The organism is Micromonospora sp. NBC_00362, from assembly GCF_026342155.1.
In the GTDB taxonomy this organism is placed as follows: domain Bacteria; phylum Actinomycetota; class Actinomycetes; order Mycobacteriales; family Micromonosporaceae; genus Micromonospora; species Micromonospora hortensis.
This window is the reverse complement of sequence record NZ_JAPENH010000001.1, coordinates 4,946,626-4,970,989: the sequence shown is the minus strand read 5'-3', so window position 1 is coordinate 4,970,989 and position 24,364 is coordinate 4,946,626. Positions and strand designations below refer to the sequence as shown.

At 71.4% G+C, this 24,364-nt stretch carries 22 protein-coding genes; 5 read left to right on the top strand and 17 right to left on the bottom strand.

Annotation, left to right across the window (positions count from 1 at the left end; all coding sequences use genetic code 11):
• Window positions 1-770 precede the first annotated feature (770 nt).
• The 3 genes from OG992_RS22880 to lysS form a co-directional block, all read right to left on the bottom strand.
• Window positions 771-3,314, bottom strand: coding sequence for an ATP-dependent Clp protease ATP-binding subunit (locus OG992_RS22880; protein ID WP_238687015.1), 2,544 nt, complete (start codon window positions 3,312-3,314; stop codon window positions 771-773).
• Window positions 3,315-3,874: 560 nt separating this feature from the next.
• Window positions 3,875-4,219, bottom strand: coding sequence for an Lsr2 family protein (locus OG992_RS22875; protein WP_036392792.1), 345 nt, complete (start codon window positions 4,217-4,219; stop codon window positions 3,875-3,877).
• Between the two features lie 112 nt (window positions 4,220-4,331).
• Window positions 4,332-5,840, bottom strand: coding sequence for a lysine--tRNA ligase (gene lysS / locus OG992_RS22870; RefSeq protein ID WP_238687016.1), 1,509 nt, complete (start codon window positions 5,838-5,840; stop codon window positions 4,332-4,334).
• Window positions 5,841-5,928: 88 nt separating this feature from the next.
• Here lysS and OG992_RS22865 point away from each other — a divergent pair, with 88 nt between their 5' ends.
• Window positions 5,929-6,669 (top strand): class I SAM-dependent methyltransferase, encoded by a 741-nt coding sequence (locus OG992_RS22865; protein WP_266304264.1) that lies wholly within the window; start codon window positions 5,929-5,931, stop codon window positions 6,667-6,669.
• 36 nt (window positions 6,670-6,705) lie between these two features.
• Here the strand turns inward: OG992_RS22865 and OG992_RS22860 are convergent, their stop codons facing one another.
• The 8 genes from OG992_RS22860 to OG992_RS22825 form a co-directional block, all read right to left on the bottom strand.
• Complete coding sequence (locus tag OG992_RS22860; protein WP_091403191.1) at window positions 6,706-7,464, bottom strand: type III pantothenate kinase; 759 nt, start codon at window positions 7,462-7,464, stop codon at window positions 6,706-6,708.
• A 17-nt stretch (window positions 7,465-7,481) separates the two neighbouring features.
• Entirely contained in the window at window positions 7,482-8,378 is an 897-nt protein-coding gene (gene nadC / locus OG992_RS22855; protein ID WP_266304263.1) for a carboxylating nicotinate-nucleotide diphosphorylase, read from the bottom strand.
• A 112-nt stretch (window positions 8,379-8,490) separates the two neighbouring features.
• Entirely contained in the window at window positions 8,491-10,188 is a 1,698-nt protein-coding gene (locus OG992_RS22850; RefSeq protein ID WP_266304262.1) for an L-aspartate oxidase, read from the bottom strand.
• 108 nt (window positions 10,189-10,296) lie between these two features.
• Window positions 10,297-11,193: a septum formation family protein gene (locus OG992_RS22845; protein WP_266304261.1), complete on the bottom strand. Its 897-nt coding sequence runs from the start codon at window positions 11,191-11,193 to the stop codon at window positions 10,297-10,299.
• Between the two features lie 96 nt (window positions 11,194-11,289).
• Window positions 11,290-11,718: an aspartate 1-decarboxylase gene (panD, locus tag OG992_RS22840; protein WP_030327945.1), complete on the bottom strand. Its 429-nt coding sequence runs from the start codon at window positions 11,716-11,718 to the stop codon at window positions 11,290-11,292.
• 43 nt (window positions 11,719-11,761) lie between these two features.
• Complete coding sequence (gene panC / locus OG992_RS22835; RefSeq protein ID WP_266304260.1) at window positions 11,762-12,610, bottom strand: pantoate--beta-alanine ligase; 849 nt, start codon at window positions 12,608-12,610, stop codon at window positions 11,762-11,764.
• Window positions 12,611-12,783: 173 nt separating this feature from the next.
• Window positions 12,784-13,758: a Rossmann-like and DUF2520 domain-containing protein gene (locus tag OG992_RS22830; RefSeq protein ID WP_238687023.1), complete on the bottom strand. Its 975-nt coding sequence runs from the start codon at window positions 13,756-13,758 to the stop codon at window positions 12,784-12,786.
• A 113-nt stretch (window positions 13,759-13,871) separates the two neighbouring features.
• Window positions 13,872-14,477 carry a TetR family transcriptional regulator gene (locus OG992_RS22825; protein WP_266304259.1) on the bottom strand — a complete coding sequence of 202 codons (606 nt, stop codon included), beginning with the start codon at window positions 14,475-14,477 and terminating at the stop codon, window positions 13,872-13,874.
• A gap of 88 nt (window positions 14,478-14,565) precedes the next feature.
• Here OG992_RS22825 and OG992_RS22820 point away from each other — a divergent pair, with 88 nt between their 5' ends.
• From OG992_RS22820 to OG992_RS22810, 3 genes are all read left to right on the top strand, one after another.
• Window positions 14,566-15,474, top strand: coding sequence for an SDR family oxidoreductase (locus tag OG992_RS22820; protein WP_238687060.1), 909 nt, complete (start codon window positions 14,566-14,568; stop codon window positions 15,472-15,474).
• Between the two features lie 65 nt (window positions 15,475-15,539).
• Window positions 15,540-16,847: an SAM-dependent methyltransferase gene (locus tag OG992_RS22815; RefSeq protein ID WP_266304258.1), complete on the top strand. Its 1,308-nt coding sequence runs from the start codon at window positions 15,540-15,542 to the stop codon at window positions 16,845-16,847.
• Window positions 16,844-18,031, top strand: a complete 1,188-nt coding sequence (locus OG992_RS22810; protein ID WP_181539454.1) for an NADH-quinone oxidoreductase subunit D — start codon at window positions 16,844-16,846, stop codon at window positions 18,029-18,031. Before OG992_RS22815 ends, OG992_RS22810 begins: the two co-directional genes overlap by 4 nt.
• A gap of 18 nt (window positions 18,032-18,049) precedes the next feature.
• On the opposite strand, the gene OG992_RS22805 is transcribed toward OG992_RS22810, so the two are convergent.
• The 4 genes from OG992_RS22805 to OG992_RS22790 all read right to left on the bottom strand — a co-directional run bounded on the left by OG992_RS22805 (window position 18,050) and on the right by OG992_RS22790 (window position 22,438).
• A complete protein-coding gene (locus OG992_RS22805; protein WP_266304257.1) occupies window positions 18,050-19,699 on the bottom strand; it encodes a hypothetical protein in 1,650 nt (549 codons plus the stop codon).
• A gap of 110 nt (window positions 19,700-19,809) precedes the next feature.
• Complete coding sequence (locus OG992_RS22800) at window positions 19,810-20,814, bottom strand: glycine betaine ABC transporter substrate-binding protein (protein ID WP_266304256.1); 1,005 nt, start codon at window positions 20,812-20,814, stop codon at window positions 19,810-19,812.
• A gap of 200 nt (window positions 20,815-21,014) precedes the next feature.
• Complete coding sequence (locus tag OG992_RS22795; protein ID WP_266304255.1) at window positions 21,015-21,755, bottom strand: ABC transporter permease; 741 nt, start codon at window positions 21,753-21,755, stop codon at window positions 21,015-21,017.
• A complete protein-coding gene (locus tag OG992_RS22790; RefSeq protein WP_091403225.1) occupies window positions 21,752-22,438 on the bottom strand; it encodes an ABC transporter permease in 687 nt (228 codons plus the stop codon). The genes OG992_RS22795 and OG992_RS22790 overlap by 4 nt, the downstream gene beginning before the upstream one ends.
• 29 nt (window positions 22,439-22,467) lie before the next feature.
• On the opposite strand from OG992_RS22790, the gene OG992_RS22785 reads away from it, so the two are divergent.
• Entirely contained in the window at window positions 22,468-23,445 is a 978-nt protein-coding gene (locus OG992_RS22785) for an ABC transporter ATP-binding protein (protein ID WP_266304254.1), read from the top strand.
• A 52-nt stretch (window positions 23,446-23,497) separates the two neighbouring features.
• Here the strand turns inward: OG992_RS22785 and OG992_RS22780 are convergent, their stop codons facing one another.
• Window positions 23,498-23,989 (bottom strand): hypothetical protein, encoded by a 492-nt coding sequence (locus OG992_RS22780; RefSeq protein ID WP_238687029.1) that lies wholly within the window; start codon window positions 23,987-23,989, stop codon window positions 23,498-23,500.
• A 65-nt stretch (window positions 23,990-24,054) separates the two neighbouring features.
• A complete protein-coding gene (locus tag OG992_RS22775; protein ID WP_238687030.1) occupies window positions 24,055-24,363 on the bottom strand; it encodes a hypothetical protein in 309 nt (102 codons plus the stop codon).
• Window position 24,364 lies beyond the last annotated feature (1 nt).

Genomic DNA, 24,364 nt, shown 5'->3' with positions numbered 1-24,364 from the left:
ATCCTGCGCGCCACGGGCCACGCGCCACGCGCGAAGGCCGGCCTATCGGCGCCCTTCCACACCAAGATCGTGCTCGATCCTGGATGTAGTGGTGTCGGGCGCATCGGATGCCACTACATCAAGGATGTAGCGCGATCTTGCGGTCCGAGGCACCCACGGGAGCGAGGCCGCCGGCAAGCTCACCCTTCCCCACCAATACGCGCCGCAACATCAGGGAAAGTGCTGCCTCCGGACGACGCGAGGCAGCACTTTCCCTGATGTTGCGGGGATCTTGCCGGGCGCGGCAGCGTGAGAGCGCCGCATGCGGGCGGGGTGCGGGCGGGGCGGGGTGCGGGCGCGGTCCGGGCGCGGTGCGGGCGGGGTGCGTCGGGGCGGGGTGCGGGCGGGGTCCGGGCGGGGTGCGTCGGGGCGTGGTGCGGGCGGGGTCCGGGCGCGGTGCGGGCGGGGCGTGGTGCGGGCGGGGTCCGGGCGCGGCGCGGGCGGGGCGTGGTGCGGGCGGGGTCCGGGCGCAGTGCGGGCGGGGCGTGGTGCGGGCGGGGTCCGGGCGCAGTGCGGGCGGGGCGTGGTGCGGGCGGGGTCCGGGCGCAGTGCGGGCGGGGCGTGGTGCGGGCGGGGTCCGGGCGCAGTGCGGGCGGGGCGGGGTGCGGGCGGAGTGCGACGCCGAGGCTGGCCGGGAGAGCACGAGCAGGGGCCGGCGAGGTGATTGGGACGCAACAAAGGCGGGGCCCCGGTGGCTTGCGCCACCGGGGCCCCGCCCCTTGCTGGTTGTGTTACTCGTCCACTCCCGCGGCGGCGGTGCCAGCGGCAGTGCCACCGAGATCGGCCGGGACGGCGTCCGGAACTTCGACCGGCTTGTCCGAGCCCCGGAAGACGAGCTTGGAATTGTCGATGTCGTCCGGGTCGCCCTCGCAGTCCACCACGACGATCTGACCTGGGGTCAGCTCGTTGAACAGGATCCGCTCGGAGAGGTTGTCCTCGATGTCGCGCTGGATCGTGCGACGAAGCGGACGGGCACCGAGCACCGGGTCGAAGCCCTTCGCGGCCAGGTACTTCTTGGCGTTGTCGGTCAGCTCCAGACCCATGTCCTTGTTCCGCAGCTGGCCCTCGATCCGCTGGATCATGATGTCCACGATCGAGAGGATCTCGGTCTGGCGCAGCTGGTGGAAGACGATGGTGTCGTCGATCCGGTTGAGGAACTCAGGCCGGAAGTGCTGCTTGAGCTCGTCGTTGACCTTCTGCTTCATCCGGTCGTAGTTGGACTCGGAGTCCTCCGACTGCTGGAAGCCCAGCGACACCGCCTTGGCGACGTCACGGGTGCCCAGGTTGGTGGTCAGGATGATGACCGTGTTCTTGAAGTCCACGATCCGACCCTGACCGTCGGTGAGCCGACCGTCTTCGAGGATCTGCAGGAGCGTGTTGAACACGTCCGGGTGGGCCTTCTCGATCTCGTCGAAGAGGACCACCGAGAACGGCCGACGCCGCACCTTCTCGGTCAGCTGCCCGCCCTCGTCGTAGCCGACGTAGCCGGGAGGGGCACCCACGAGCCGGGAGACCGTGTAACGGTCGTGGAACTCGGACATGTCCAGCTGGATGAGGGAGTCCTCGCTGCCGAAGAGGAACTCGGCGAGCGCCTTGGACAGCTCGGTCTTACCGACACCGGACGGGCCGGCGAAGATGAACGAGCCCGACGGGCGCTTCGGGTCCTTCAGGCCGGCCCGGGTACGCCGGATCGCCTTCGAGACCGCCTTGACCGCGTCCTCCTGGCCGATGACGCGCTTGTGCAGCTCGTCCTCCATGCGCAGCAGGCGCGAGGTCTCTTCCTCGGTCAGCTTGTAGACCGGGATGCCGGTCCAGTTGCCGAGCACCTCGGCGATCTGCTCGTCGTCAACCTCGCTGACGACGTCCAGGTCACCGGCCTTCCACTCCTTCTCCCGCTGAGCCTTCTGCCCGAGGAGCTGCTTCTCCTTGTCGCGCAGCTGGGCGGCGCGCTCGAAGTCCTGCGCGTCGATCGCGGACTCCTTGTCGCGACGCACCTGGGCGATGCGCTCGTCGAAGTCACGCAGGTCTGGCGGCGCGGTCATCCGACGGATCCGCATCCGCGCACCGGCCTCGTCGATCAGGTCGATCGCCTTGTCCGGGAGGAAGCGGTCGGAGATGTACCGGTCGGCCAGGGTCGCGGCGGCCACGAGAGCGGCATCCGTGATCGAGACGCGGTGGTGGGCCTCGTAGCGGTCCCGCAGGCCCTTAAGGATCTCGATGGTGTGGGCCAGCGACGGCTCACCCACCTGGATCGGCTGGAAGCGGCGCTCGAGAGCGGCGTCCTTCTCCAGGTGCTTGCGGTACTCGTCGAGCGTGGTGGCACCGATGGTCTGCAGCTCACCACGGGCCAACATCGGCTTGAGGATGCTCGCGGCGTCGATCGCGCCCTCGGCGGCACCCGCACCCACCAGGGTGTGGATCTCGTCGATGAACAGGATGATGTCGCCGCGGGTGCGGATCTCCTTGAGCACCTTCTTGAGGCGCTCCTCGAAGTCACCGCGGTAGCGGGAACCGGCGACGAGCGCGCCCAGGTCGAGCGTGTAGAGCTGCTTGTCCTTGAGGGTCTCGGGCACCTCGCCCTTGATGATCTTCTGGGACAGGCCCTCCACCACGGCGGTCTTGCCGACGCCGGGCTCACCGATCAGGACCGGGTTGTTCTTGGTACGGCGGGAGAGCACCTGCATGACCCGCTCGATTTCCTTCTCGCGCCCGATGACCGGGTCGAGCTTGCCCTCGCGGGCGGCCTGAGTCAGGTTGCGGCCGAACTGGTCCAGCACCAGGCTGGTCGACGGCGCGGCCTCACCCGGCGCGGCGCCCGCCGCGGCAGGCTCCTTGCCCTGGTAGCCGGAGAGCAGCTGGATCACCTGCTGGCGGACCCGGTTAAGGTCGGCGCCGAGCTTGACCAGCACCTGGGCGGCGACGCCCTCGCCCTCACGGATCAGCCCGAGCAGGATGTGCTCAGTGCCGATGTAGTTGTGGCCGAGCTGCAGCGCCTCGCGCAGCGACAGCTCCAGCACCTTCTTGGCCCGCGGCGTGAACGGGATGTGCCCGCTCGGCGCCTGCTGGCCCTGGCCGATGATCTCCTCGACCTGCTGGCGGACGCCCTCCAGGGAGATGCCGAGGCTCTCCAGGGCCTTTGCCGCGACGCCTTCACCTTCGTGGATCAGGCCCAGCAGGATGTGTTCCGTACCGATGTAGTTGTGGTTGAGCATCCGGGCCTCTTCTTGGGCCAGGACGACAACCCGTCGCGCTCGGTCGGTGAACCGCTCGAACATGCCCTCGTGCTCCTCACGTGCCGTGCGCCTTGATGGTCAAGATCTTGGCGGGGCCGGTGCACGAACGTCCAGGACGGGCGTCCGTGCCTCCTTACTCTATCGTCGCCGACCGACTCAGCTGAGGTCGTGTGTCTCTGCTCTGGGTCGGTTCCACGTCGTTTTGAACAACCGTCCGCGCTCAGGAGGTGTTCCGGTAGCCCTGTCGCTACGCGCAGAGCGAAATCCGACTGGGTCGACGGAAGCCCGATCGGGGGTCCGGAAGCGCTCCGGAAGGCCCTGGAGGGCGAACCGGCGGTCGCGACGAGTGCCGCGCCGGGCCCCTGGGGAAGGTTGTCCACAGGCTGTGGATGGCTGTTCCACTGGTTGTGGACAACGTCGATTGGCCCGGAATGCTTCCCAGCCCCGAACGGGCACGAGAGGCCGCCCCGGACGGGCACGAGACGCCGCCCCGAACGGGCACGACGACCGCGCCCGGACACGGCGACGCCGGCCCGGAGAACTCCTCCGGCCCGGCGTCGGTGTCGCCTGCGGTGGCGGCTGGCCACCAAGCTGCTGACGGATCAGCGCTTCGCGTGGAACTCGTCCACGATCTCCTGCGGGATACGACCCCGGTCCGAGATGTCCTTGCCGGCCTTCTTGGCCCACTCCCGGATCGCCTTGTTCTGTTCCCGATCGGCGGTCGCGCCACCCCGACCGCGGGCAGCCCGCCCACCGATCACGACACCACCCCGGCCGACCTTGGTGCCAGCGCCCACGTACGACGCAAATGCATCGCGCAATTTCGCGGCGTTGGCGCTCGACAGGTCGATCTCGTACTGAACGCCGTCGAGGGCGAACTTGACGGTCTCGTCCGCGTCCCCGCCGTCCAGGTCATCGACCAGCTTGTGAATGATCTGCTTGGCCACGTCCCACATTCCTTTCGAGCAGGGTGCTCCTGCTAACGAGAGCACAATAACCCGCGCGCCGCTCGTCGCGTCAATAGGATCCGGTTACGGCTCGGCGTACGCCCGGACGGGACTACTCCTGGCGGACCAACGGGAAGAGGATCGTTTCCCGAATTCCGAGGCCGGTCAGGGCCATCAAGAGCCTGTCGATTCCCATTCCCATACCGCCGGCCGGCGGCATTCCATACTCCATCGCCCGAAGAAAGTCCTCGTCGAGCCGCATCGCCTCGTCGTCGCCACGGGCGGCCAACTGGGCCTGGGCGACCAGTCGCTCGCGCTGCACGATCGGGTCGACCAGCTCGGAGTACCCGGTGCCCAACTCGAAGCCGAGCACGTACAGGTCCCACTTCTCGGCCAGCCCCGGCTCGCTGCGGTGCGCCCGGGTCAGCGGGCTGGTCTCCTCCGGGTAGTCCCGCACGAAGGTGGGCGCCTGCAGGCCGGGGACGACCAGTTCCTCGAACAGTTCCTCGGCCAGCTTGCCCGAGCCCCACTTCGGGTCCACGGCCAATCCCACCTTGTCCGCGTACTCCACCAGACGGGACCGTTCGGTACGGACGGTGACCTCCTCGCCCAGCGCTTCGGAAAGCACACCGAACAACGTCACGGACCGCCACTCGCCACCCAGGTCGAACTCCCGCCCGTCGGCATGGGTCACCACCGTCGAGCCGCTGACCGCGATCGCCGCCTGTTGCACGAGATTACGGGTCAGCTCGCCGATCGTGTCGTAGTCGCCGTACGCCTGGTACGTCTCCAGCATCGCGAACTCCGGCGAGTGCGAAGAGTCGACACCCTCATTACGGAAGTTGCGGTTGATCTCGAAGACGCGGTCGACGCCGCCGACCACAGCGCGCTTGAGAAACAGTTCCGGAGCGATTCGCAGATACAGATCGGTGTTCAACGCATTGCTGTGGGTCACGAACGGTCGGGCCGTCGCTCCGCCATGCAGCAGTTGCAACATCGGCGTTTCCACCTCGATGAAGCCCTGCCCGTGCAGTGAATCGCGCAGACTGCGTACCGCGGCGGCCCGGGTGCGCACCATCTCCCGTGCCTGCGGCCGGACGATCAGGTCGACGTAACGCTGCCGGACGCGCGCCTCCTCGGAGAGGGGCTTGTGGGCCACCGGCAACGGTCGCAGCGCCTTGGCGGTCATTTCCCACTGCTGGGCCAGCACCGACAGCTCACCCCGACGGCTGGTGATCACCTCGCCGGTGACGCCGACGTGGTCGCCGAGGTCGACGAGGCGCTTCCACGCCTCCAGCCGCTCCGGCCCGACCCGGTCCAGGGAGAGCATCGCCTGCAACTCGGTGCCGTCGCCGTCCCGGAGGGTGGCGAAGCAGAGCTTGCCCGTGTTGCGGACGAAGATCACCCGGCCGGTGACGGCGACCTGGTCGCCGGTGGCGGTGTCGGTGGGCAGGTCGGCGTAGGCCGACCGGACCTGCGCCAGGGTGGTGGTGCGGGGAAAGCCGACCGGGTAGGGCTCAACGCCCTCGGCGAGCATCCGGTCCCGCTTCTCCCGGCGGACCTTCATCTGCTCGGGAAGGTCGTCGGCGGGGTCCACTGGCACGGGGTTCTGCTCGGTCACGGCACGCTTCCTCGTCACGGAGATACAGGGGGTCAGGCCCGAGCGTACTCAAGCGGCCCGGAGGCCGTTACGGGATAACCTGCCCGTCATGGTCGATCACACTCACGCCCTGTCGTTCGGTGCCGCTGCGAGTGATTACGACCGGTTTCGGCCACGTTATCCCGAGGCTGCGGTCCGGTGGGCACTCGACGGGCTGAGCGAAGCCCGGGTGGTCGACCTCGCCGCGGGCACCGGCATCCTGACGCGCGCTGTGCTGGCAGTGGGTCACGAGGTCGTACCGGTCGAGCCCGATCCGGGGATGCGGGCGCAGCTCGCTGCCAGCACCCCGGGCACGACGGCCCTGGCGGGCAGCGCCGAGGCCATGCCGCTGCCCGACTCGACGGCGGACGCGGTGCTGGTCGGGACGGCGTACCACTGGTTCGACCGGGAGCCCGCGCACGCCGAGATCGCCCGGGTGCTCCGCCCCGGCGGCACCTTCGCCCCCATCTGGAACATCCGGGACGGCAGCGTCGACTGGGTGGCGGAGCTGGGTCGCATCGCCCACTTCGGGGACAAGTCGACCAGCCAGCTCTTCGGCGAGCACCCCGACTTCGGCCCCGCGTTCGACGCCGTCGACAAGCGCGAGTTCACGCACCGCACCACGCTCACGCGGGACGAGGTGCTCGGCATGGTCCGCACCCGCTCGTACTGGCTCACCGCCTCCACTGACGATCAGCGGCGGGTCGAGCGGGAACTGACCGAACTCCTGGACACCCACCCCGCCCTGGCTGGCCGGGACGCCATCGAGCTGCCGTACCGGACGCTGGTGCTGCGCGCCCGGCGACGCTGACGCCCACACGAGGCCGGCGCCCGACGGCGGCCGGGGTCACAGGTTGCGGTCGTAGACCATCCGCAGACCGATCAAGGTGATCATCGGCTCGTGGTGGGTGATGCTGCGACACTCGTTGATCACCAGGGAGGCGAGGCCGCCGGTGGCGATCACCGCCCGCACCTCGCCCAACTCCTCGGTCATCCGCTCGACGATCCGGTCCACCTGTCCGGCGAAGCCGAAGTACAGGCCGGCCTGGAGGCACTCCACGGTGTTCTTGCCGATCACCGAGCGGGGCTTGGTGGCCTCGACCTTGCGCAGCTGCGCGGCCCGGGCCGCCAGCGCGTCGAAGGAGATCTCGATGCCCGGGGCGAACGCGCCGCCGAGGAACTCACCGCGCTCGCTGATCACGTCGAAGTTGGTGGTGGTGCCGAAGTCCACCACGATCGACGGACCGCCGTAGAGGGTGTACGCGGCCAGGGTGTTCACCACCCGGTCGGCGCCGACCTCCTTCGGGTTGTCGATCGCCAACTGCACCCCGGTCCGCACCCCCGGCTCGACCACGACGCTGGGCAGGTCGGCGTAGTAACGACTGAGCATGGTGCGCAGCGACCGCAGCGCGGCCGGCACCGTGGAACAGGCGGCCACACCGGTGATCTCGACGTTGTCCCCGGCGAGCAGACCCCGGAACATCAGGCCCAGCTCGTCCGCCGTCGAGCGGGCATCGGTCTTGATCCGCCAGGAGTGCACCAGCTTGTCGCCGTCGAAGGTCGCCAGCACGGTGTTGGTGTTTCCGATGTCGATGCAGAGCAGCACGCACGCAGCCTAGACAACTACTCCGTGCGCAGGTCCAGCGCGATGTCCAGGATCGGCGACGAGTGCGTCAGCGCCCCCACCGAGAGGAAGTCCACGCCGGTGGCCGCGTACCGGCCGGCCACCTCCAGGGTCAGCCCGCCGGTCGCCTCCAACTCCGCCCGGTCACCCACAGCGGCCACCGCCTCGGCCAGCACCTCCGGCGTCATGTTGTCGCAGAGCAGAAAGTTCGCACCGGCCTCCACCGCCTCCACCGCTTCGTCGACAGTGGTCACCTCGACCTGCACCGGCACCTCCGGGAACGCCTCCCGGACCCGCCGGTAGGCCGCAGTGATGCCGCCGGCCGCCAGCTTGTGGTTGTCCTTGATCATGGCCACGTCGTAGAGGCCCATCCGCTTGTTGGTGCCGCCGCCGGCCCGCACCGCGTATTTCTCCAGCGCCCGCAGGCCCGGCGTCGTCTTGCGGGTGTCCAGCACCATCGCCTTCGAGCCGGCCAGCGCGTCCGCCCAGGCGCGGGTGTGGGTGGCCACCCCGGACATCCGGCAGAGCAGGTTGAGCGCCGTCCGCTCGGCCGTCAGCAGCAGCCGGGTCGGGCCGGTCACCGTCGCCAGCACGTCGCCGCGGGCCACCCGCTCGCCGTCGCGGGCCAGCACCGACACCTCGACGGTACGACCGAAGCCAGTCACCTCGCCCACCAGCTCGAACACGGCGGCGGCCACCGCCATCCCGGCCAACACCCCATCCGCTCGGGCCACCAGGTCGGCGGTGTCGGTCTGTTCCGCCGGGATGGTGGCCACGCTTGTGACGTCCAGGAAATCCGGGCCCAGATCCTCGACCAGCGCGCCCTCGATCACCTGCCGGACGTGCGCCGGATCCAGCCCGGCCGCCCGCAACGCCGTCTCCGTCGACTCGATCATTGCCATCTCCGTTCGCGACTGCGGGGCTCGCAAGACCGGCTCGCTCCTCGCGCTCACTGGGCCGTCTCCGTTCGCGACTGCGGGGCTCGCAACACCGGCTCACTCCTCGCGCTCACTGTGAATTCCCCTTCCACTGTTGCGTCACCCGGCCCTGCGCCCCGACCGCCCCGACCAGATGGCCCAGCCACCGTTCGTCGGCCGTCGGGAAGTCCTCCCGCCAGTGGCAGCCCCGGGTCTCACCACGGGCGTACGCGGCGGCAACCAGCGTCGACGCCACGGTGAGCAGGTTCGTCGCCTCCCAGTCGGCGGTCCGCGGCCGGCCCCGGGCAACGCCCAGCTCGGTCAACGTCCCGGCCGTCTCGGCCAGCGTCGCCGCGGATCGGAGCACCCCGGCCCCCCGGGTCATCGCCCGTTGCAGGGTCGGCGTCACCTCCGCGGGCAGCACCCAGCCCGTCCCGCCACGCCACGCGCCGGTCTCCGCCGGCTGGGCCTGCTCGGGCAGGCCGGCAGCGATGTCCTCGGCGATCCGCCGCGAGAAGACCAGACCCTCCAGCAGCGAGTTGCTGGCCAGCCGGTTCGCGCCGTGCACGCCGGTGCAGGCGACCTCGCCACAGGCGTACAGGCCCGGGATGGAGGTACGGCCGCGCAGATCGGTACGGACCCCGCCGGAGGCGTAGTGGGCAGCCGGCGCCACCGGGATCAGATCGGTCGCCGGGTCCACGCCGATCGCCAGGCAGGACGCCACGATGGTGGGAAACCGACCGGCCAGGAAGTCGCCGCCCAGATGCCGTGCGTCGAGGAAGACGTGGTCCGCGCCGGTGGCCAGCAGCACCCGGTGGATGCCCTTGGCCACCACGTCCCGGGGTGCCAGCTCAGCCAACTCGTGCTGGCCCACCATGAACCTCTTGCCGTCCGCGTCCACCAGGTACGCGCCCTCGCCGCGCAACGCCTCCGAGACCAGTGGCTGCTGCGCGTGCCCCGCCCCGGGCACGCCCGCGCCGGACGGGGTGATCAGGGCGGTCGGATGGAACTGGACGAACTCCACGTCGGTCACCGCCGCACCGGCCCGCAGCGCCAGCGCCACCCCGTCCCCGGTCGAGACCGCCGGGTTGGTGGTGGCCGAGAAGATCTGCCCCATGCCGCCGGTGGCGAGCACCACGGCACGGGCCAGCAGCGCGCCGACGCCGTCCTCGCTGCCCTCACCCAACACGTGCAGGGTGATCCCGCAGGCCGGGCCCAGCCCGTCCGGGCCGTCGCCGGGCGCCCGCAGGAGATCCAGCACGAGGGCGTGCTCGACCAGCCGGATCCACGGGTCGCGCTGCACAGCGGCGTGCAGGGCCCGCTGCACCTCCGCGCCGGTGGCGTCGCCGCCGGCGTGCACGATCCGGTCCGCCCGGTGCCCGCCCTCACGGGTCAGCATCAGCGAGCCGTCCGGGTGACGATCGAACTCGGCGCCGATCCGCATCAGCTCGCGGAGCCGGGTCGGGCCCTCCTCGACCAGCACCCGGACCGCCGCCGGGTCGCACAGCCCGACCCCGGCTACCTCGGTGTCCCGGGCATGCGCCGCCGGGGTGTCGGCCGGGTCGAGCACGGCGGCGATGCCGCCCTGCGCCCACCGCGTCGAGCCGTCGTCAATGTTGACCTTGGTGACCACAGTGACGTGCAGACCGGCCTCACGCAGGTGCAGCGCCGCGGTCAACCCGGCCACGCCGGAGCCCACCACGATCACGTCGGTGGTCTCCACCCAGCCGGGCGCGGGCGCGGCCAGCAGCGCGGGCAGGGCAGGCAGGTCGACGGTCGGGAGGTCCATCCCCCCAGTCAACCCGAACCATCCTCGCCCGGGGCGGCGGGGGCGGGACGAGTGTTTTGGGCGACCCCGTCCGGCGCGCGCCGCGCCGCGCCGACCGTCAGGCAGTGGTCACTTCGTCCGGACCGGCAGACCAGCCGGGCCTGCGCCCTTCAGCGAGGCGGTCACCGTACGGTCGCTGAGCCACAGATAGCAGCGGACGCCCCGATCACCGACCTTCCAGCGCCCCGCTCCGGGCGGACGGACCACCACACCGCTGCGGAAGCGCAGCTTGGCGTCGTCCGGTACGCCCGCGTACCGGGCCAGGACGGTGCGACAACCCGTGTAGAGCGGCAGCCAGTCGGCGTCCCGGGTCGGGTACGCCAGGTCCGGTGCGCGCCACACCCCGACGAACTCGGCGTCGTGCTGTTTGCCGCACTCCACCGGGGTCAGCGTCTGCACACCCCGGCCGGCGCCACCGCGGGTCTGCTGGCAACCGAGGCGCAACCCGCTGGGGCCCTTCAACGCGTCCCGCAGACTGCCCGACCGGACCACCACTGTGGCCGCCGCCTCGACAGTGGTCAGCTCAGTGAGGTCGCAGCGGAACCACCGGGAACCCGCCGCCCACCCCGGCCCGTTGGGCAGCGCCACTGACAGCCGCAGCCGGCCGGACCGCCAGTCGTCACCCACATAGCCGGTCGCCCGGGTGTCGCACTCGGCGAACGCACCCCGCAGCTCGGCCGAACCACCCGCCGGAGCGACCGTCCGCTCGGCCGGGAAAGCCCCCACGTGCACGGTCTCCAGACGGTGCGGCCCGGCGCAGTCCACCGGCTCATAGCTGGCCAGGCTGACCAGATCGGTGAAATCGGCGGCGTGACACACACCGGCGGCCGGGGTGAACGCCGACGGTGCCGGCAACGCCGCCCAGTCATCGGTCAGATCACCGTCCAGGCCGCCGGACCCGGCACAGCCCACCAGCAGCGCCGCCGCGACAACAGCGGCGAACAGGGTCGTTCTGGCACGGCGCATCGCGGCCTCCCCCAGCCACCGACCGGCTTCCGCCAGCGTGCCCAGGGTAACCGGAAATGACCTTCTGGTGACAGACCGGAATCGCGGTACGCGGGATCAGACTCCGGACACGGCCAGCGGGCTGGGCACCGGGTTCCCGGCCGTGCCGGGCGCCGCTGCTGCCGGGTCGGCACCCAACTCGATGACCCGGTTGTCGGCGTCGACGTGCACGACCCGTGGCCGGTAGGACCGGGCCTCGGCGTCGTCCATCTGCCCGTACGAGATCAGGATGACCAGGTCGCCGGGGTGCACCAGGTGCGCGGCGGCGCCGTTGATGCCGATCACGCCACTGCCCCGCTCGCCCGGGATCACGTACGTCTCCAGCCGGGCGCCATTGGTGATGTCCACGATCGCCACCTGCTCGCCGGGGAGCAGGTCGGCGGCGTCGAGCAGATCCTCGTCCACAGTCACCGATCCGACGTAGTGCAGGTCGGCCTGGGTCACAGTGGCTCGGTGGATCTTCGACTTGAGCATGGTCCGCAACATCGAAGTGGCCTTTCGCGGTATCGGTGGGGGTGGTACGGCCGGGTCAGGGACGCGGGGCGAGGTGGATCGCCGCGTTGTCGATCAACCGGGTGGCGCCCACCCAGGCGGCGATCACCAGCCGGGCCGGCCCGGCCACCGGCCCCGGTTCCAACTCGGGATCGGTGAGCACCAGGTAGTCGAGGCGGGCACCGGGCGTACCGGCGCCGAACGCGGCGTGCGCGGCGGTCAGCACCGCGCCCGCGTCCAGGCCGTCGTCGGCGGCTTGCGCCCCAGCCCGCAGCGCGGCGGACAGACTCAGCGCGGCGGCCCGCTCCGGCTCGCTCAGGTAACGGTTGCGGCTGGAGAGGGCCAACCCGTCCGGCTCCCGGACCGTCGGCACGCCGACCACCTCGACCGGCACGTCCAGGTCGCGGGTCATCCGCCGGACCAGGGTGAGCTGCTGGTAGTCCTTCTCGCCGAAGAAGGTCAGGTCCGGCCGGGTGAGCTGGAGCAGCTTCAGCACCACTGTGAGCACCCCGTGGAAGAAGCCGGGGCGGCTCGCCCCCTCCAACTCGGCGCCGAGCGGGCCCGGATCGAGGCGTACGCGGGGCTGACCGTCCGGGTACATGTCCGCCACCGACGGGGCGAAGACCAGATCGGCGCCCGCCCGCCGGCACACCTCAAGGTCGGCGTCGAGGGTGCGCGGGTAGCGGTCGAAGTCCTCGTTCGGCCCGAACTGCAACGGGTTCACGAAGACCGTAACCAGCACGTGGTCGGCCTGTTCCCGGGCCGCGCGCAGCAACGTCTCGTGCCCGGAGTGCAGCGCGCCCATTGTCATCACCACCCCGACAGTGCCCTTCAGCCCGGCCCGGGCCTCGGCCAACTCGGCGCGCGTGTGCACCACCCGTGTCACAGCGGCACCTCGGTTCGCGACTGCGGGGCTCGGAAGATGGGCTCACTCCTCACGCTCACAGCGGCACCTCGGTTCGCGACTGCGGGGCTCGCAAGATCGGCTCACTCCTCACGCTCACAGCGACACCTCGGTTCGCGACTGCGGGGCTCGCAAGATCGGCTCACTCCTCACGCTCACGCAGCCACCTCCCGACCGCTGTCGGCCAGCACGCCGAGCAGCGACTGTGCGTCCACCGGCCGCAGCCGACCGGCGGCGATCGCCCGGTCGGCGGTACGACGGGCCAACGCCAGGTAGGCGGGGACGGACTCCGGTGCGGTGGCCGCCAACCGGGCCAGGTGCCGCTGCACGGTGCCCGCGTCGCCGCGGGAGACCGGGCCGGTCAACGCGTCGTCGCCGAGCCGCAGCGCGTTCTCCAGGGCGGCCCGCAGCAGCGGGGCGAGCACCTTCTCCGGCCGGGACACCCCGGCGTCCCGCAACCGGTCGGTCGCCTCGTTGACCAGGGTCACCAGGTGGTTAGCGCCGTGGGCCAGCGCGGCGTGGTAGAGCGGGCGGTCCGACTCGGCCACCCACTCGGGCACGCCACCGAGGTCGGCGACCAGCCGGGCAGCCAGCGGGCGCAACTCGGCCGGAGCGGTCACCCCGTACGAGATGCCGTCCAGCCGGGCCAGGTCGTCCGGCGTACCGGTGAAGGTCATCGCGGGGTGCAGGGCGAGCGGCCGGGCGCCGGCCGCGACGGCCGGCGCCAGCACGGCCAGGCCGTGCGCTCCCGAGGTGTGCGCGATGATCTGGCCCGGATGCAGCGCGCCCCGCTCCGCGAGGTCGGTCACCACACCGGCCAGTTTGTCGTCCGGCACCGCGATCAGCAGCAGGTCGGCGGCGGCGTGGGCCACGGCGGTGACCGGGCGGCGAGGGACGTCGGGCAACAGCAGGGCGAGGCGGGCGCGGCTGGCTCCTGAGTTGCCGGAGACGGCGACCACAGGGTGCCCGGCGGCGGCGAGCGCGGCGCCCAGCACGGCGCCGACCCGACCGGCGCCAACGACACCGACGGTGAGCAGACGGGAGGTGGCGCGGGCGCCGGGAACGGCGCTATCCCACGAGGCGGCGGGCCCGTGCGGGCCGGCCGGACGCGGGCGCAACGGTGCGCTCATGACGACGATCCAGTCCTCGAGAAGGGGTACCGGTCGATCGCAAGTATGCGCCCGGCCTACCGAACCCGGACAAGCATGTGTGAAAACCTTCACCACCGCCGGAAGGCCCCTCGTCAACGCCTTCCCGGAGCGGACGTGATCGCGCGGAGCTCCGTGGCCACCTCGTCGATCAGGTCGGCGAGCGAGGCGTCATCGTCGGACGCGACCCAGCGGGCGTACGCCACGCGGAAGACCGTGCCACCCGACTCGGTGGCCAGCGTGGCCGTGGTCTCGTCGAGGCCCTTGGCGCGGAGGGCTGCGCTGACGGCGGCCAGCAGTGCGCCCGTCTTGCGCAGTTCGCGCTCCTGCAGCTCCGGGCTGCTCTCAATGATCGAATGGCGCATCCGGACCAGCTCACGGCGGTCGGCGAAGATGTCCACCGCCATCTGACGGAAGGCGGCGATGACCGCCTCGAAGGGGGCGGCGTCCGTCTCGGCCACCACCTTGACGAGGGCCTCCTCCACGCGCTCGCTGCCGCTGAAGAGAGCCTCACGCTTGTCGCCGAGGAGCCGGTAGAAGGTGCGTTTGTCGAGGCCGGCATGGGCGGCGATGTCGGCGACAGTGGTCTGCTCGAAGCCGCGCTCGCGGAACAACTCGAAAGCAGCCGCTTCCAAGCGGCCGCGCGCGTCTGGTTGCCAGCGAGCCATGTGGCGATGGTAGCCGATGTCACGCTGCGACATTATTTTCCCCGAGCCATGTCACATAGCGACATCGCGAGGTACGGTCATGTCGCAAGGTGACATTGCCCCTACCCGCGAAGGAACCACCATGCGCGTATTCGTCACAGGCGCCTCCGGCCATCTCGGCTCCGCAGTCGTGCCGGCACTGCTCTCCGCCGGACACGAAGTCGTCGGTCTGGCCCGCTCCGAAACGTCCGCCGCCGCGATCGAGAAGCTCGGCGCTGAGGCGCGCCGCGGCGACCTGTCCGACCTCGACCTGCTTCGCGACGAGGCGGCCGCCTCCGACGGGGTCATCCACCTGGCGTTCCGCCACGACCTCATGCTCAACGGCGACATGGCCGGCGCAGCCGAGGCCGACCTGGACGCCCTCACGGCACTAGCCGACGGGTTGGGCGGCTCCGGCAAACCCCTGGTCGGCACGAGCGGGACGGCCATGCTCGCGATGGGCGGCATCGTCGGCCGCCCCGGGACCGAACGCGACGCCTTCCCAAGCGGCTACCGGATCGACGCGGAGAATTTCGTAGTCGACCTTGCCTCTCGCGGTGTGCGCTCCTCCATCGTCCGGCTCGCGCCCACAGTGCACAGCTCGCTCGACCGCTACGGCTTCATCACCGCCATCATCGCCACCGCCCGCCAGAATGGGTACGCCGCATACGTCGGCGACGGCGCCAACCGGTGGCCGGCCGTGCACACGCTCGACGCGGCAGAGCTCTACCGTCTGGCCCTCGAAAAGGCCCCGGCCGGCACGCGCCTGCACGCAGCCGCCGACGAAGGAGTCCCCTTCCAGCAGATCGCCACCGTCATCGGCCGCAGCCTCGACATCCCGGTCCGGAGCATCGGCCCCGACGAGGCAGACGACTACTTCGGCTTCCTCGGAGCGTTCGCCCAGATGGACAATCCGACGTCGTCCGCGATCACACGCGAACTGCTGGGCTGGGCCCCTGCCCGCCCCGGCCTGATCGCCGACCTGGACGAGGGGCACTACTTCCAGGCGTGAACCACGAACGGCGGCCCTGACCGTAGGGTCGGCACTGTGACCCACGCTCAACTCGGAGTGGACTGATGTCGATCCTGTGGCGAGACGCGATGAGTCGGGCGCTCTACGGCCCGGGCGGCTTCTTCGTTAGCGGTACCGGGCCGGCCGACCACTTCCGCACCAGCGTGCACGCGTCCCCCGCCTTCGCCACCGCCCTGCTGCGCCTGATCACAGAGGTGGACGCTGCCCTCGGCCACCCCTCTCGACTTGACGTGGTCGACGTGGGGGCCGGGCGTGGGGAACTGCTGCAAAGCCTGCTCGGGCTCGTCGCGTCTGGGGACGCCATCGTGGTTGCGGTGGGGGTTTCCGAGGAGCCCACCCGCCCAGGGCGGTCAGGCTTGATCCCTCCGCGGGCGGGCTCCCCGGAAACCCTGACTCCCACGGCCTCCGTCCGTCGGTCGCCCGACGAGCCGTCGTCGGTCGCCGCCCGCCCGCCGCTCGCGGACCGCGTTCGCTTCACAGCCGTCGAGTACGCGGACCGCCCCGAGAACCTGCCCGAAGAGATCACCTGGACAGCCGAGATCCCCGCCGGAATCACCGGAGTGCTGCTGGCCACCGAGTGGCTGGACAACGTCCCGCTGGACGTCGCGCTGCACACCGAGGACGGCTGGCGATACCTGCTGGTCGACCCCGACAACGGTGCCGAATCAGTTGGTGAGCCGGTCAGCCCCGATGATCTCGACTGGCTCAACGCCTGGTGGCCCAGCCCCGCAACCGTGCCCAGTACGGACAGTGACCCGGATCTGGGAGTGACCTCATCGGGCGCGACAAGCGGTAGCGAGTCGGGTTTCGGGGCAGCCCGGTCGGCGCAGGGATCAAGCCTGACCGCCCGGAGCCGGCCGGGCTGCCCCGAAACCCCCAGCAGTGACTACCGACGAGCCGAGATCGGCCGCTCGAGAGACGAAGCCTGGGCGCAGGCGTTAACAAAGATCGAGCGAGGGCTGGCGGTCGCGGTCGACTACGGGCATCTGCGGGAGAGCAGACCGGTCGACGGGACGTTGACCGGGTACCGGGGTGGTCGGCAGGTGCCCCCCGTGCCCGACGGGTCGAGTGATGTCACAGCGCACGTGGCAATGGACTCGGTGGCCTCCGCTGGTGCGGCGGTCGCCCGGTGCGCGTACTCCCTGGTCTTGCAGCGTGAGGCGCTGCGGGCGCTCGGGGCCGACGGCGGGCGACCGCCGCTCAGCCTGGCCGGCACCGACCCGGTCGGGTACGTGCGGGCGCTGGCCACCGCGTCGGCGGTGGCCGAGCTGACCGACCCGGCCGGGCTCGGCGGGCACTGGTGGTTGCGCCAGCCGGTCGGCATCCCGCTCGGGCCGGCCGTGGCACGATGACGGGCATGACCACCGACGCCGGGGACCTTCGTGAACTGACCGTCGGCACCGGGGCCGGGCTGATCGCCGGCACCGGCGATCAGCAGCTCGGCACCGACATGGTGCTGAACATCGGGCCGCAGCACCCCTCCACCCATGGTGTGCTGCGGTTGAAGCTGGTGCTCGACGGCGAGCGAGTGGTCGCCTGCGAACCGATCGTCGGTTACATGCACCGGGGCGCGGAGAAGCTCTTCGAGGTGCGTGACTACCGGCAGATCATCGTGCTGGCCAACCGGCACGACTGGCTCTCGGCGTTCTCCAACGAGCTGGGTGTGGTGCTCGCTGTGGAACGCCTGATGGGCATGGAGGTGCCGGAGCGGGCCACCTGGCTGCGGATGGCCCTCGCGGAGCTGAACCGGGTGCTGAACCACCTGATGTTCCTCGGCTCGTACCCGTTGGAGATCGGGGCGATCACGCCGATCTTCTACGCCTTCCGGGAACGCGAGACCATCCAGGCGGTGATGGAGGAGGTCTCCGGCGGCCGGATCCACTACATGTTCAACCGGGTGGGTGGCCTCAAGGAAGAGGTGCCCTACGGGTGGACCGGGCGGGCCCGGGCGGCGATCGGCGAGGTACGCCGGCGGTTACCCGACCTGGACCACCTGATCCGGCGTAACGAGATCTTCCTGGCCCGTACCGTCGGCGTGGGCGTGCTGTCCGCCGCGGACGCCGCCGCGTTCGGCGCGTCCGGCCCGGTGGCCCGGGCCTCGGGGCTCGACCTGGACCTGCGCCGCGACGACCCCTACCTGGCCTACGACGAGCTGGACGTTCCGGTGGTCACCAAGACCGCCGGGGACTGCCACGCCCGTTTCGAGGTGCTGCTCGACCAGGTGTACGCGTCACTGGACCTTGCCGAGCAGTGCCTCGACCGGGTGGACCGGCTGACCGGGCCGATCAACACCCGGCTACCGAAGGTACTCAAGGCGCCGGAGGGGCACACGTACGCCTGGACGGAGAACCCGCTCGGCATCAACGGCTACTACCTTGTGTCGCGGGGTGAGAAGACGCCGTGGCGGTTGAAGCTGCGTACCGCCTCGTACGCGAACGTGCAGGCGTTGGCCACCCTGCTCCCCGGCTGCCTGGTCCCGGATCTGATCGCGATCCTCGGCTCGATGTTCTTCGTGGTCGGCGACATCGACAAGTGACCCGGGTCGCCTGACCGGTCACCGCCAGCGGTCGGCGGGTGGCGCACCGCCGGCACGCGGTACGTCGTCCTGCGGCGGGTAGCCGTAGCGCTCGTCGACCCGTCGACGGCCGGTCCGTTCCGGCTCGGGTTCCGCCTGGTGGCCGCGTTGGCGTGGCGGGCGCCACTCGTCCGGCACCGGCACACCGCCCACCGGCAGCGCGGGCCGTCCCGGCTCGGCCCGCCGACCGTCGTGACGGCGCGGTTCGTCATACCGGCCGGCGTCCTCGTAGCGGCGCGGCTCCTCGTGACGGCGCGGCTCCTCGTGGCGGCGCGGCTCCTCGTGGCGGCGCGGCTCCTCGTGACGGCGCGGCTCCTCGTGACGGACGGCGGCCCAGCGGTCGGCCACCCGGTACTCGGTGCCGGTGGCGTCGGCGTGCACCTCGGCCCGACGCTCGCCGACCCGCACCTCGCGACCGTTCTCGTCGTCGCGGACGGCGGCCCACCGGTCACCGCCCCGCAACTGCGACCAGTACTCGCCGGTGTCGTCGGCCCGCAGCGGCGGCCCGGCCTGCGCTGCCGGGGCGCCCGCCCGGTCACGCTGCTCCGACCAGCCCCGATCGTCAGGACTGTCCCAGGATTCCGCCGCCGGCCTCTCCGGGGTGCGGTGTGACCGGGCGGTTGGGGCCGCCTCGTCGGGCTGGGCGTACGCGTCGCGCCGATCCGTCCACTCCGGTTCGTCGCGGCGGCCCGTCCAGCCCGGCTCGTCGCCGTACCCGGCCCTGGGGTGCTGCTCCGGCTCGCTCCTCGCCCTCCCGGACGGGCGAGGGGGCTGATCGGCGTCGCCGCCCCGGTTCCACTCCTGCGCGGGTGGGGTCCACTGACCGGCGTACCCGCCGCCGTAGCGCCCGGCCGGCTCGGCCGGGCCGCCGTCCACCACCGTGTGCCGGGTGGTGACGTGCACGGTCTCGGTGTGTCGGACCACGCCGCCCGGCCGGTGCGCAGCCTCGGGGCGGTCGTGTTCCCGAGGGCGAGCTGAGCCGTACGCGGTGGGGGCCGGCCGTTCCCCGCCGTACGTCCCGGCGGGGGCCGGCGGTTCGGGGGCCTCCCGGGCGTACGCCGGCTCGTCGTCGTCCGGGTGCTCGGGGCGCCCCCAACGGGACGCGTCGTCGGGGCTGGACACCCGGACGCGGCCGGCCGACGCGTCGCCCCGGGAACGGACCACGGGCGTGTCGTCCACCGGCGGCTCGACGGCGGCCACCCGCGCCCGCCCGGCGCCCGCCGGTTCGACGGCGGGGGCGGCACCGGCGAGGGCGGCACCGCTGGCGTCGAGACGGCGGCGCACCGCGGCGATCCCCTCGTGGGCCCGTTGCGCCTGATCGAGCGCCTGGTTACCGCGCTGGGCGGCGGCCACGATCTCGCCGCGCAACTCCCGACGCAGTTCCTCGATCTCGTCAAACAACTCGTCGGTCCGCGCCGAGGCGTCCTCACCGTCGGGCCGCAACGCGATGGAGAGGCCGATCAGCACCACGGCGAGGATGGCGAGCACCGCGGCGAAACGCAGCGGGCCATTGCCGTCGGCCACCAGCAGGATCAGCGCCGCCACCGGCGCGAGAGCGACGCCCGCCCAGAAGAGCATGGTCAGCAGCGGTGGTTGACGCCGGGCGTCAGAGGTGGCCGGGGCTGGCATGGATGTGCAGCCTACCCACGATATCCACCGGAGGGAACGGGGTCCCCGGGACGCGCGGACGCCCCCGCCCGGTCGGGGGCGGGGGCGTCCTCAGCACGTGCGGAACGGGCTCAGCTGGTGGCGAAGGCGCCATCCGAGGAGAAGATCAGACCCACGCTGATCGAGCCGTCACGCAGCCCGCTCTTGGTCAGCGGCCCGCCCTGGTCCAGGGAGGAAAACTTGCCGACCGACAGCCCGTAGGTCTTCTCCAGGCCCGGCTTGCAGAACGGACGCTGCTCGCACTCCGGCGGGCCACCCAGCACCGTCGCGCTGCCGGAGCACTTCGCGGCCAGCTCGGAGAGGGTCCGCACGCCGTACTTGTCGGCGAAGGCCTGGGTCACCGCGAAGGCGTTCTGGTCCTGTGCGGCGGCCGGGGTGCCGAAGGTGAGGCCGGCCTTGTCGCCCTCGGCCTTCAGCGCGGTCACCGTCGTGTTGACGTCCGGCGAGGAGATCGGCTGGGCGTTCTGGCCGTTGGCCTTGGTGTTGAGGAACTCGGCCATTGTCGCCGCGTACTCCGGGACGACCTGGATCTCGCCCTTCTCCAGAGCCGGCGCGTAGAGCTCCCGGTTGCCGATCTGCTGCACCTTGACCTGGTAGCCGGCGGCGCTGAGCGCGATCCGGTACAGCTCGCCCAGGATCTGGCTCTCGGCGAAGTTACCGGCGCCCACAGTGATGTCGCCGCCCGGGCCCTTGGCGATGCCCGCGGTGAGGTTGTTCGCGCTGGCGAACTCCTCGGCCGCCACCTTGGGAGTCTTGCGGTCCTCGTTGACAGCCTTGTTGAGCTGGATCAGCTTCGGGGTGTCGAGCGCGGCGGAGACCTTGTCCAGTGCGGCGATCAGCTGCGGATTGGCCGCCTTGCTGTTGACAGCGGGTATGACGTTGTCGGAGTTCTGGAGCTTCTTGTCGTCCTGCAGAGCGATGAGCTGCTGGCCGGCGACCGGGGCGCACCCGGCGCCGGAGGCGCTCGTCTGGGGTGCATCGGTGCCGGACGAGCCGGCGTCACCGCAGCCGGTGAGGAGTGCTGCCCCGGCGATGGCGCTGACCGCCCCGATCGCCAGACGTGTACGTGCGCGCATGTGCCCGCCTTCCGTGTCCCGGCGCGGCCCGTTCCGGGCCGGCCGCGTGTCCGACGGGCGATCCTGACTGTCGGCCGCCCGCGAATGTCCACCCAACATGGTCCGGAACCGACCGACAACTTGGGATGGACTTCGTCACCCCATCGTCACCGATTTGACGGGCGTGGGTTGCCAGCGCGACGCGGGCTCACCCGGACGGGTCAGGCGCTTCCGGTGGCGTCGGCGGCTCGGGGCCGCCCGAGGCGCTGCCGCCCGCGCCGCAGCGGCTTGGGGGTGACCAGCCGTTCGACGCCGCCGAGGACCACCTCGGCCAGCAGCGCGAGCCCGGCCACCAGCACGCCGCCGGCGACGATCTGCCCGCCGCCGGCCGCGATACCGATGCCGAAGCCGGTCCGGATGATCTGGCCCAGGCCGCCGCCGTTGACGAAGGAGGCCAGCGCCGCGGTCGCGATCACCTGGACCGCCGCGGTGCGGAAGCCGGCCGCCAGGTAGGGCACCGCGAGCGGCAACTCCACCCGGCGCAGCAACTGCCCGCCGGACAGGCCCATCCCCCGGGCCGCGTCGCGGGCCTCGGGGTCCACCTGCCGCACCCCGGTGTACGCGTTGGCCAGCAGCGGTGGCACGGCGAAGACAGCCAGTGCCACCACTACCGGTGTCTTCCCGAAGCCGCTGGCGAAGACGACCGGGAGGATGGTCAGCAGCGCCAGGGTGGGGATGGCCAGGGTGGCGTTGGAGATCAGCACCACGAGGCCGCCACCTCGACCGAGGTGCCCCAACCAGAGCCCGAGCGGCCAGGCCACCAGGCAGCCGAGCGCCACCGCCAGGGCGGAGATCGTCAGGTGCTCGCCGAGCCGGTCCAGCATGCCGCCGGGGTTGGTCCAGTTCAGTGGGTCGTTGATCCAGGTGATGGTCTGCCCGATCGGGTTTTCCGCGACGGTCACCGTGCCCTCCGAGTGGACCAGGGAGTCACCAGTCGGGCGACCAGGATGAGCAACAGGTCGAGCACGACAGCGAGCGCCACGCAGAGCAGGGCGGCCGTCATGATCTCGGCCTTGTAGAGGTTGTTCTGGAAGCCCGCGAAGATCAACTGCCCGAGCCCGCCGTGCCCCACCAGCACCCCGACCGTGACCAACGCCACAGTCGAGACGGTCGCCAGCCGCACGCCGGTGACGATGCCCGGCAACGCCAGCGGCAGGTCGATCCGGAACAGACGCCTCCACCGTCCGTAACCCATGCCCTCGGCGGCCTCGCGAACCTCCGGAGGCACCTGGTTGAGGCCGGCCACCACGTTGCGCACGATCAGCAGCAGCGCGTAGAGGACCAGCCCGACCAGCACCGTGGTCGCCCCGGTGCCCAGGTAGGGGGCGATGAACGCGAAGAGCGCCAACGACGGGATGGTGTAGACCACCCCACTGACAGCGAGGATCGGACCGGCGAGCGGACGGACCCAGTACGCCAGCACCGACAACGGCAGGGCGATCAGCACCGCGATCAACACCGCTCGCCCGGTGAGGGAGGCGTGTTCGCGCACCGCGGCGAGGATCGTGTCAGAGTTGTCCCGCACGTACTGCCAGGAGAACCAGGGGTTACCCGGGTCGGCCCGGTAGCTCAGGCGGAAGGACATACGTGGACGTTACCCCGGAGGCTGCCGGCGTGGCCCAATCCCCTCGCGCGGCGTCGATCTCCCTGGAGGGCATCCAGAAGCGCTACCCGAACGGCACCGAAGCCGTCCGGGACCTCAGCCTGGAGGTCCGGGCCGGCGAGCTGGTGGTGCTGATCGGCCCGTCCGGTTGCGGCAAGTCGACAGTGCTGCGGATGATCAATCGCCTGATCGAACCGACCGCCGGTCGCATCACGCTCGGCGACGAGGACGTCACGAACGTCGACCCGGTGCGACTGCGCCGTCGAATCGGATACGTGATTCAGAACGTCGGCCTCTTTCCACACCAAACCGTGCGGGCCAACGTGGCCACTGTGCCGGGCCTGCTCCGCTGGCCCAAGGGCCAGACCCGAGCGCGCGTCGACGAGCTGCTCGACCTGGTCGGGCTGGACCCGGCGGAGTTCGGCGGTCGCTACCCGCACGAGCTGTCGGGTGGCCAGCGGCAGCGGGTCGGGGTGGCCCGCGCACTCGCCGCCGACCCGGTGGTGCTGTTGATGGACGAGCCGTTCTCGGCCGTCGACCCGATCGTCCGGGCCCACCTCCAGGAGGAGTTCCTGCGCCTCCAGGCCGAGGTGCGCAAGACGATCGTGCTGGTCACCCACGACCTCGACGAGGCCGTCCGACTCGGTGACCGGATCGCGGTCCTCTCCGAGGGCGGGCACCTGGAGCAGTACGACACCCCTGCCGCGCTGCTCGGCGCACCCGCCACCGCGTTCGTACGCGAGTTCGTCGGCGCCGACCGGGGCATCCGCCGATTGGCGGTCACCCCGCTCGACCGGGAGGCGCTGGAGCCGGTGCCCGAGGACGCCGAACCGGACCTGCCCACCGTCGCCGTGGACGGCTCGGCGTACGACGCGTTGGCGGTCCTGCTCACCTCGGGCCGGGACCGGCTCCTCGTGACCGACGCCGGCCGGCCGGTGGGCGCGCTCAGCCGACAGCGCCTCCTCGACCTCGGCCGCCCGACCAACTGACCCGCTGGCCGAGGCAGACACGACCGCCGCGCTAACCCTCGCCTCGGTCGGGTCAGGCGCGACCGCCGAGGCTGGCGATGCCGATGATCCACCCGGTGAGGAAGCCGTAACCGGCACCGGTGCTGGCGTCCTGCAGGGCCCCCAGCAGTGACGGTGCCGGGCCGAGCAGCGCCGCCAACACGGCGGCCAGCCCGCCAGCCAGCACGTACGCGGCCCAGCCGGAGAAGAACTGGCTGACCGGGCCGGGCACCCGGGCGACCTGGGCGGCGGGCAACAGGTAGAGCAGCGCCACCGCGAGGACCACCAGCAGCACGGCTCGCAGGTCGGCGGCGAACAACCCGCCGGCCTGCCCGTCCGCGTCGAGCCGCCAGGCCGGCCAGGCGAGCAGGCGCGCGTAGAACGCCCCGGCCGACTCCGGGTCGGTCAGGGTGACGGCCCAGCCGGTGTACGCCGGACTGCCGCAGATGCCAACCAGCAGCAACACGGCGAGCGCGCCGGTGCCGGCGGCCGTGCCGTAGCGGCTGACCGGGCCGGAACGGTGCATGAGAGACGCGATCCGCCCAGGCCCCGAACCGGTGGCTCGAGCGGGCCTGGGCTGCCCCGAGCGGCTCAGTGCTTCATCAGGTAGTCGATGAAGGCGGCCCGCAGCAGCGGCGCCGACTCCTCGTAGCCGTGACCGGTCAGCTCCCGCCACAGCGCGTTGGCCTCGTCGATCGTCGGGCCGATCGAGTTCGGGGCGCCGTCCAGCACCGTGGCCTCGTCCGCGTTCGGCAGGTGGCGCAGCACCGACCAGAAGAAGGACACGTCCCGACGCTCCCGGGCCCGGGCGAACGCCCGCTCCCGCAGTTCCTCGGTGGACAGCGCGTCAAGCTCCTCGAACGAGGTTCCGCCCGGGGTGGCGGCAGGTGAGTCGGTCATG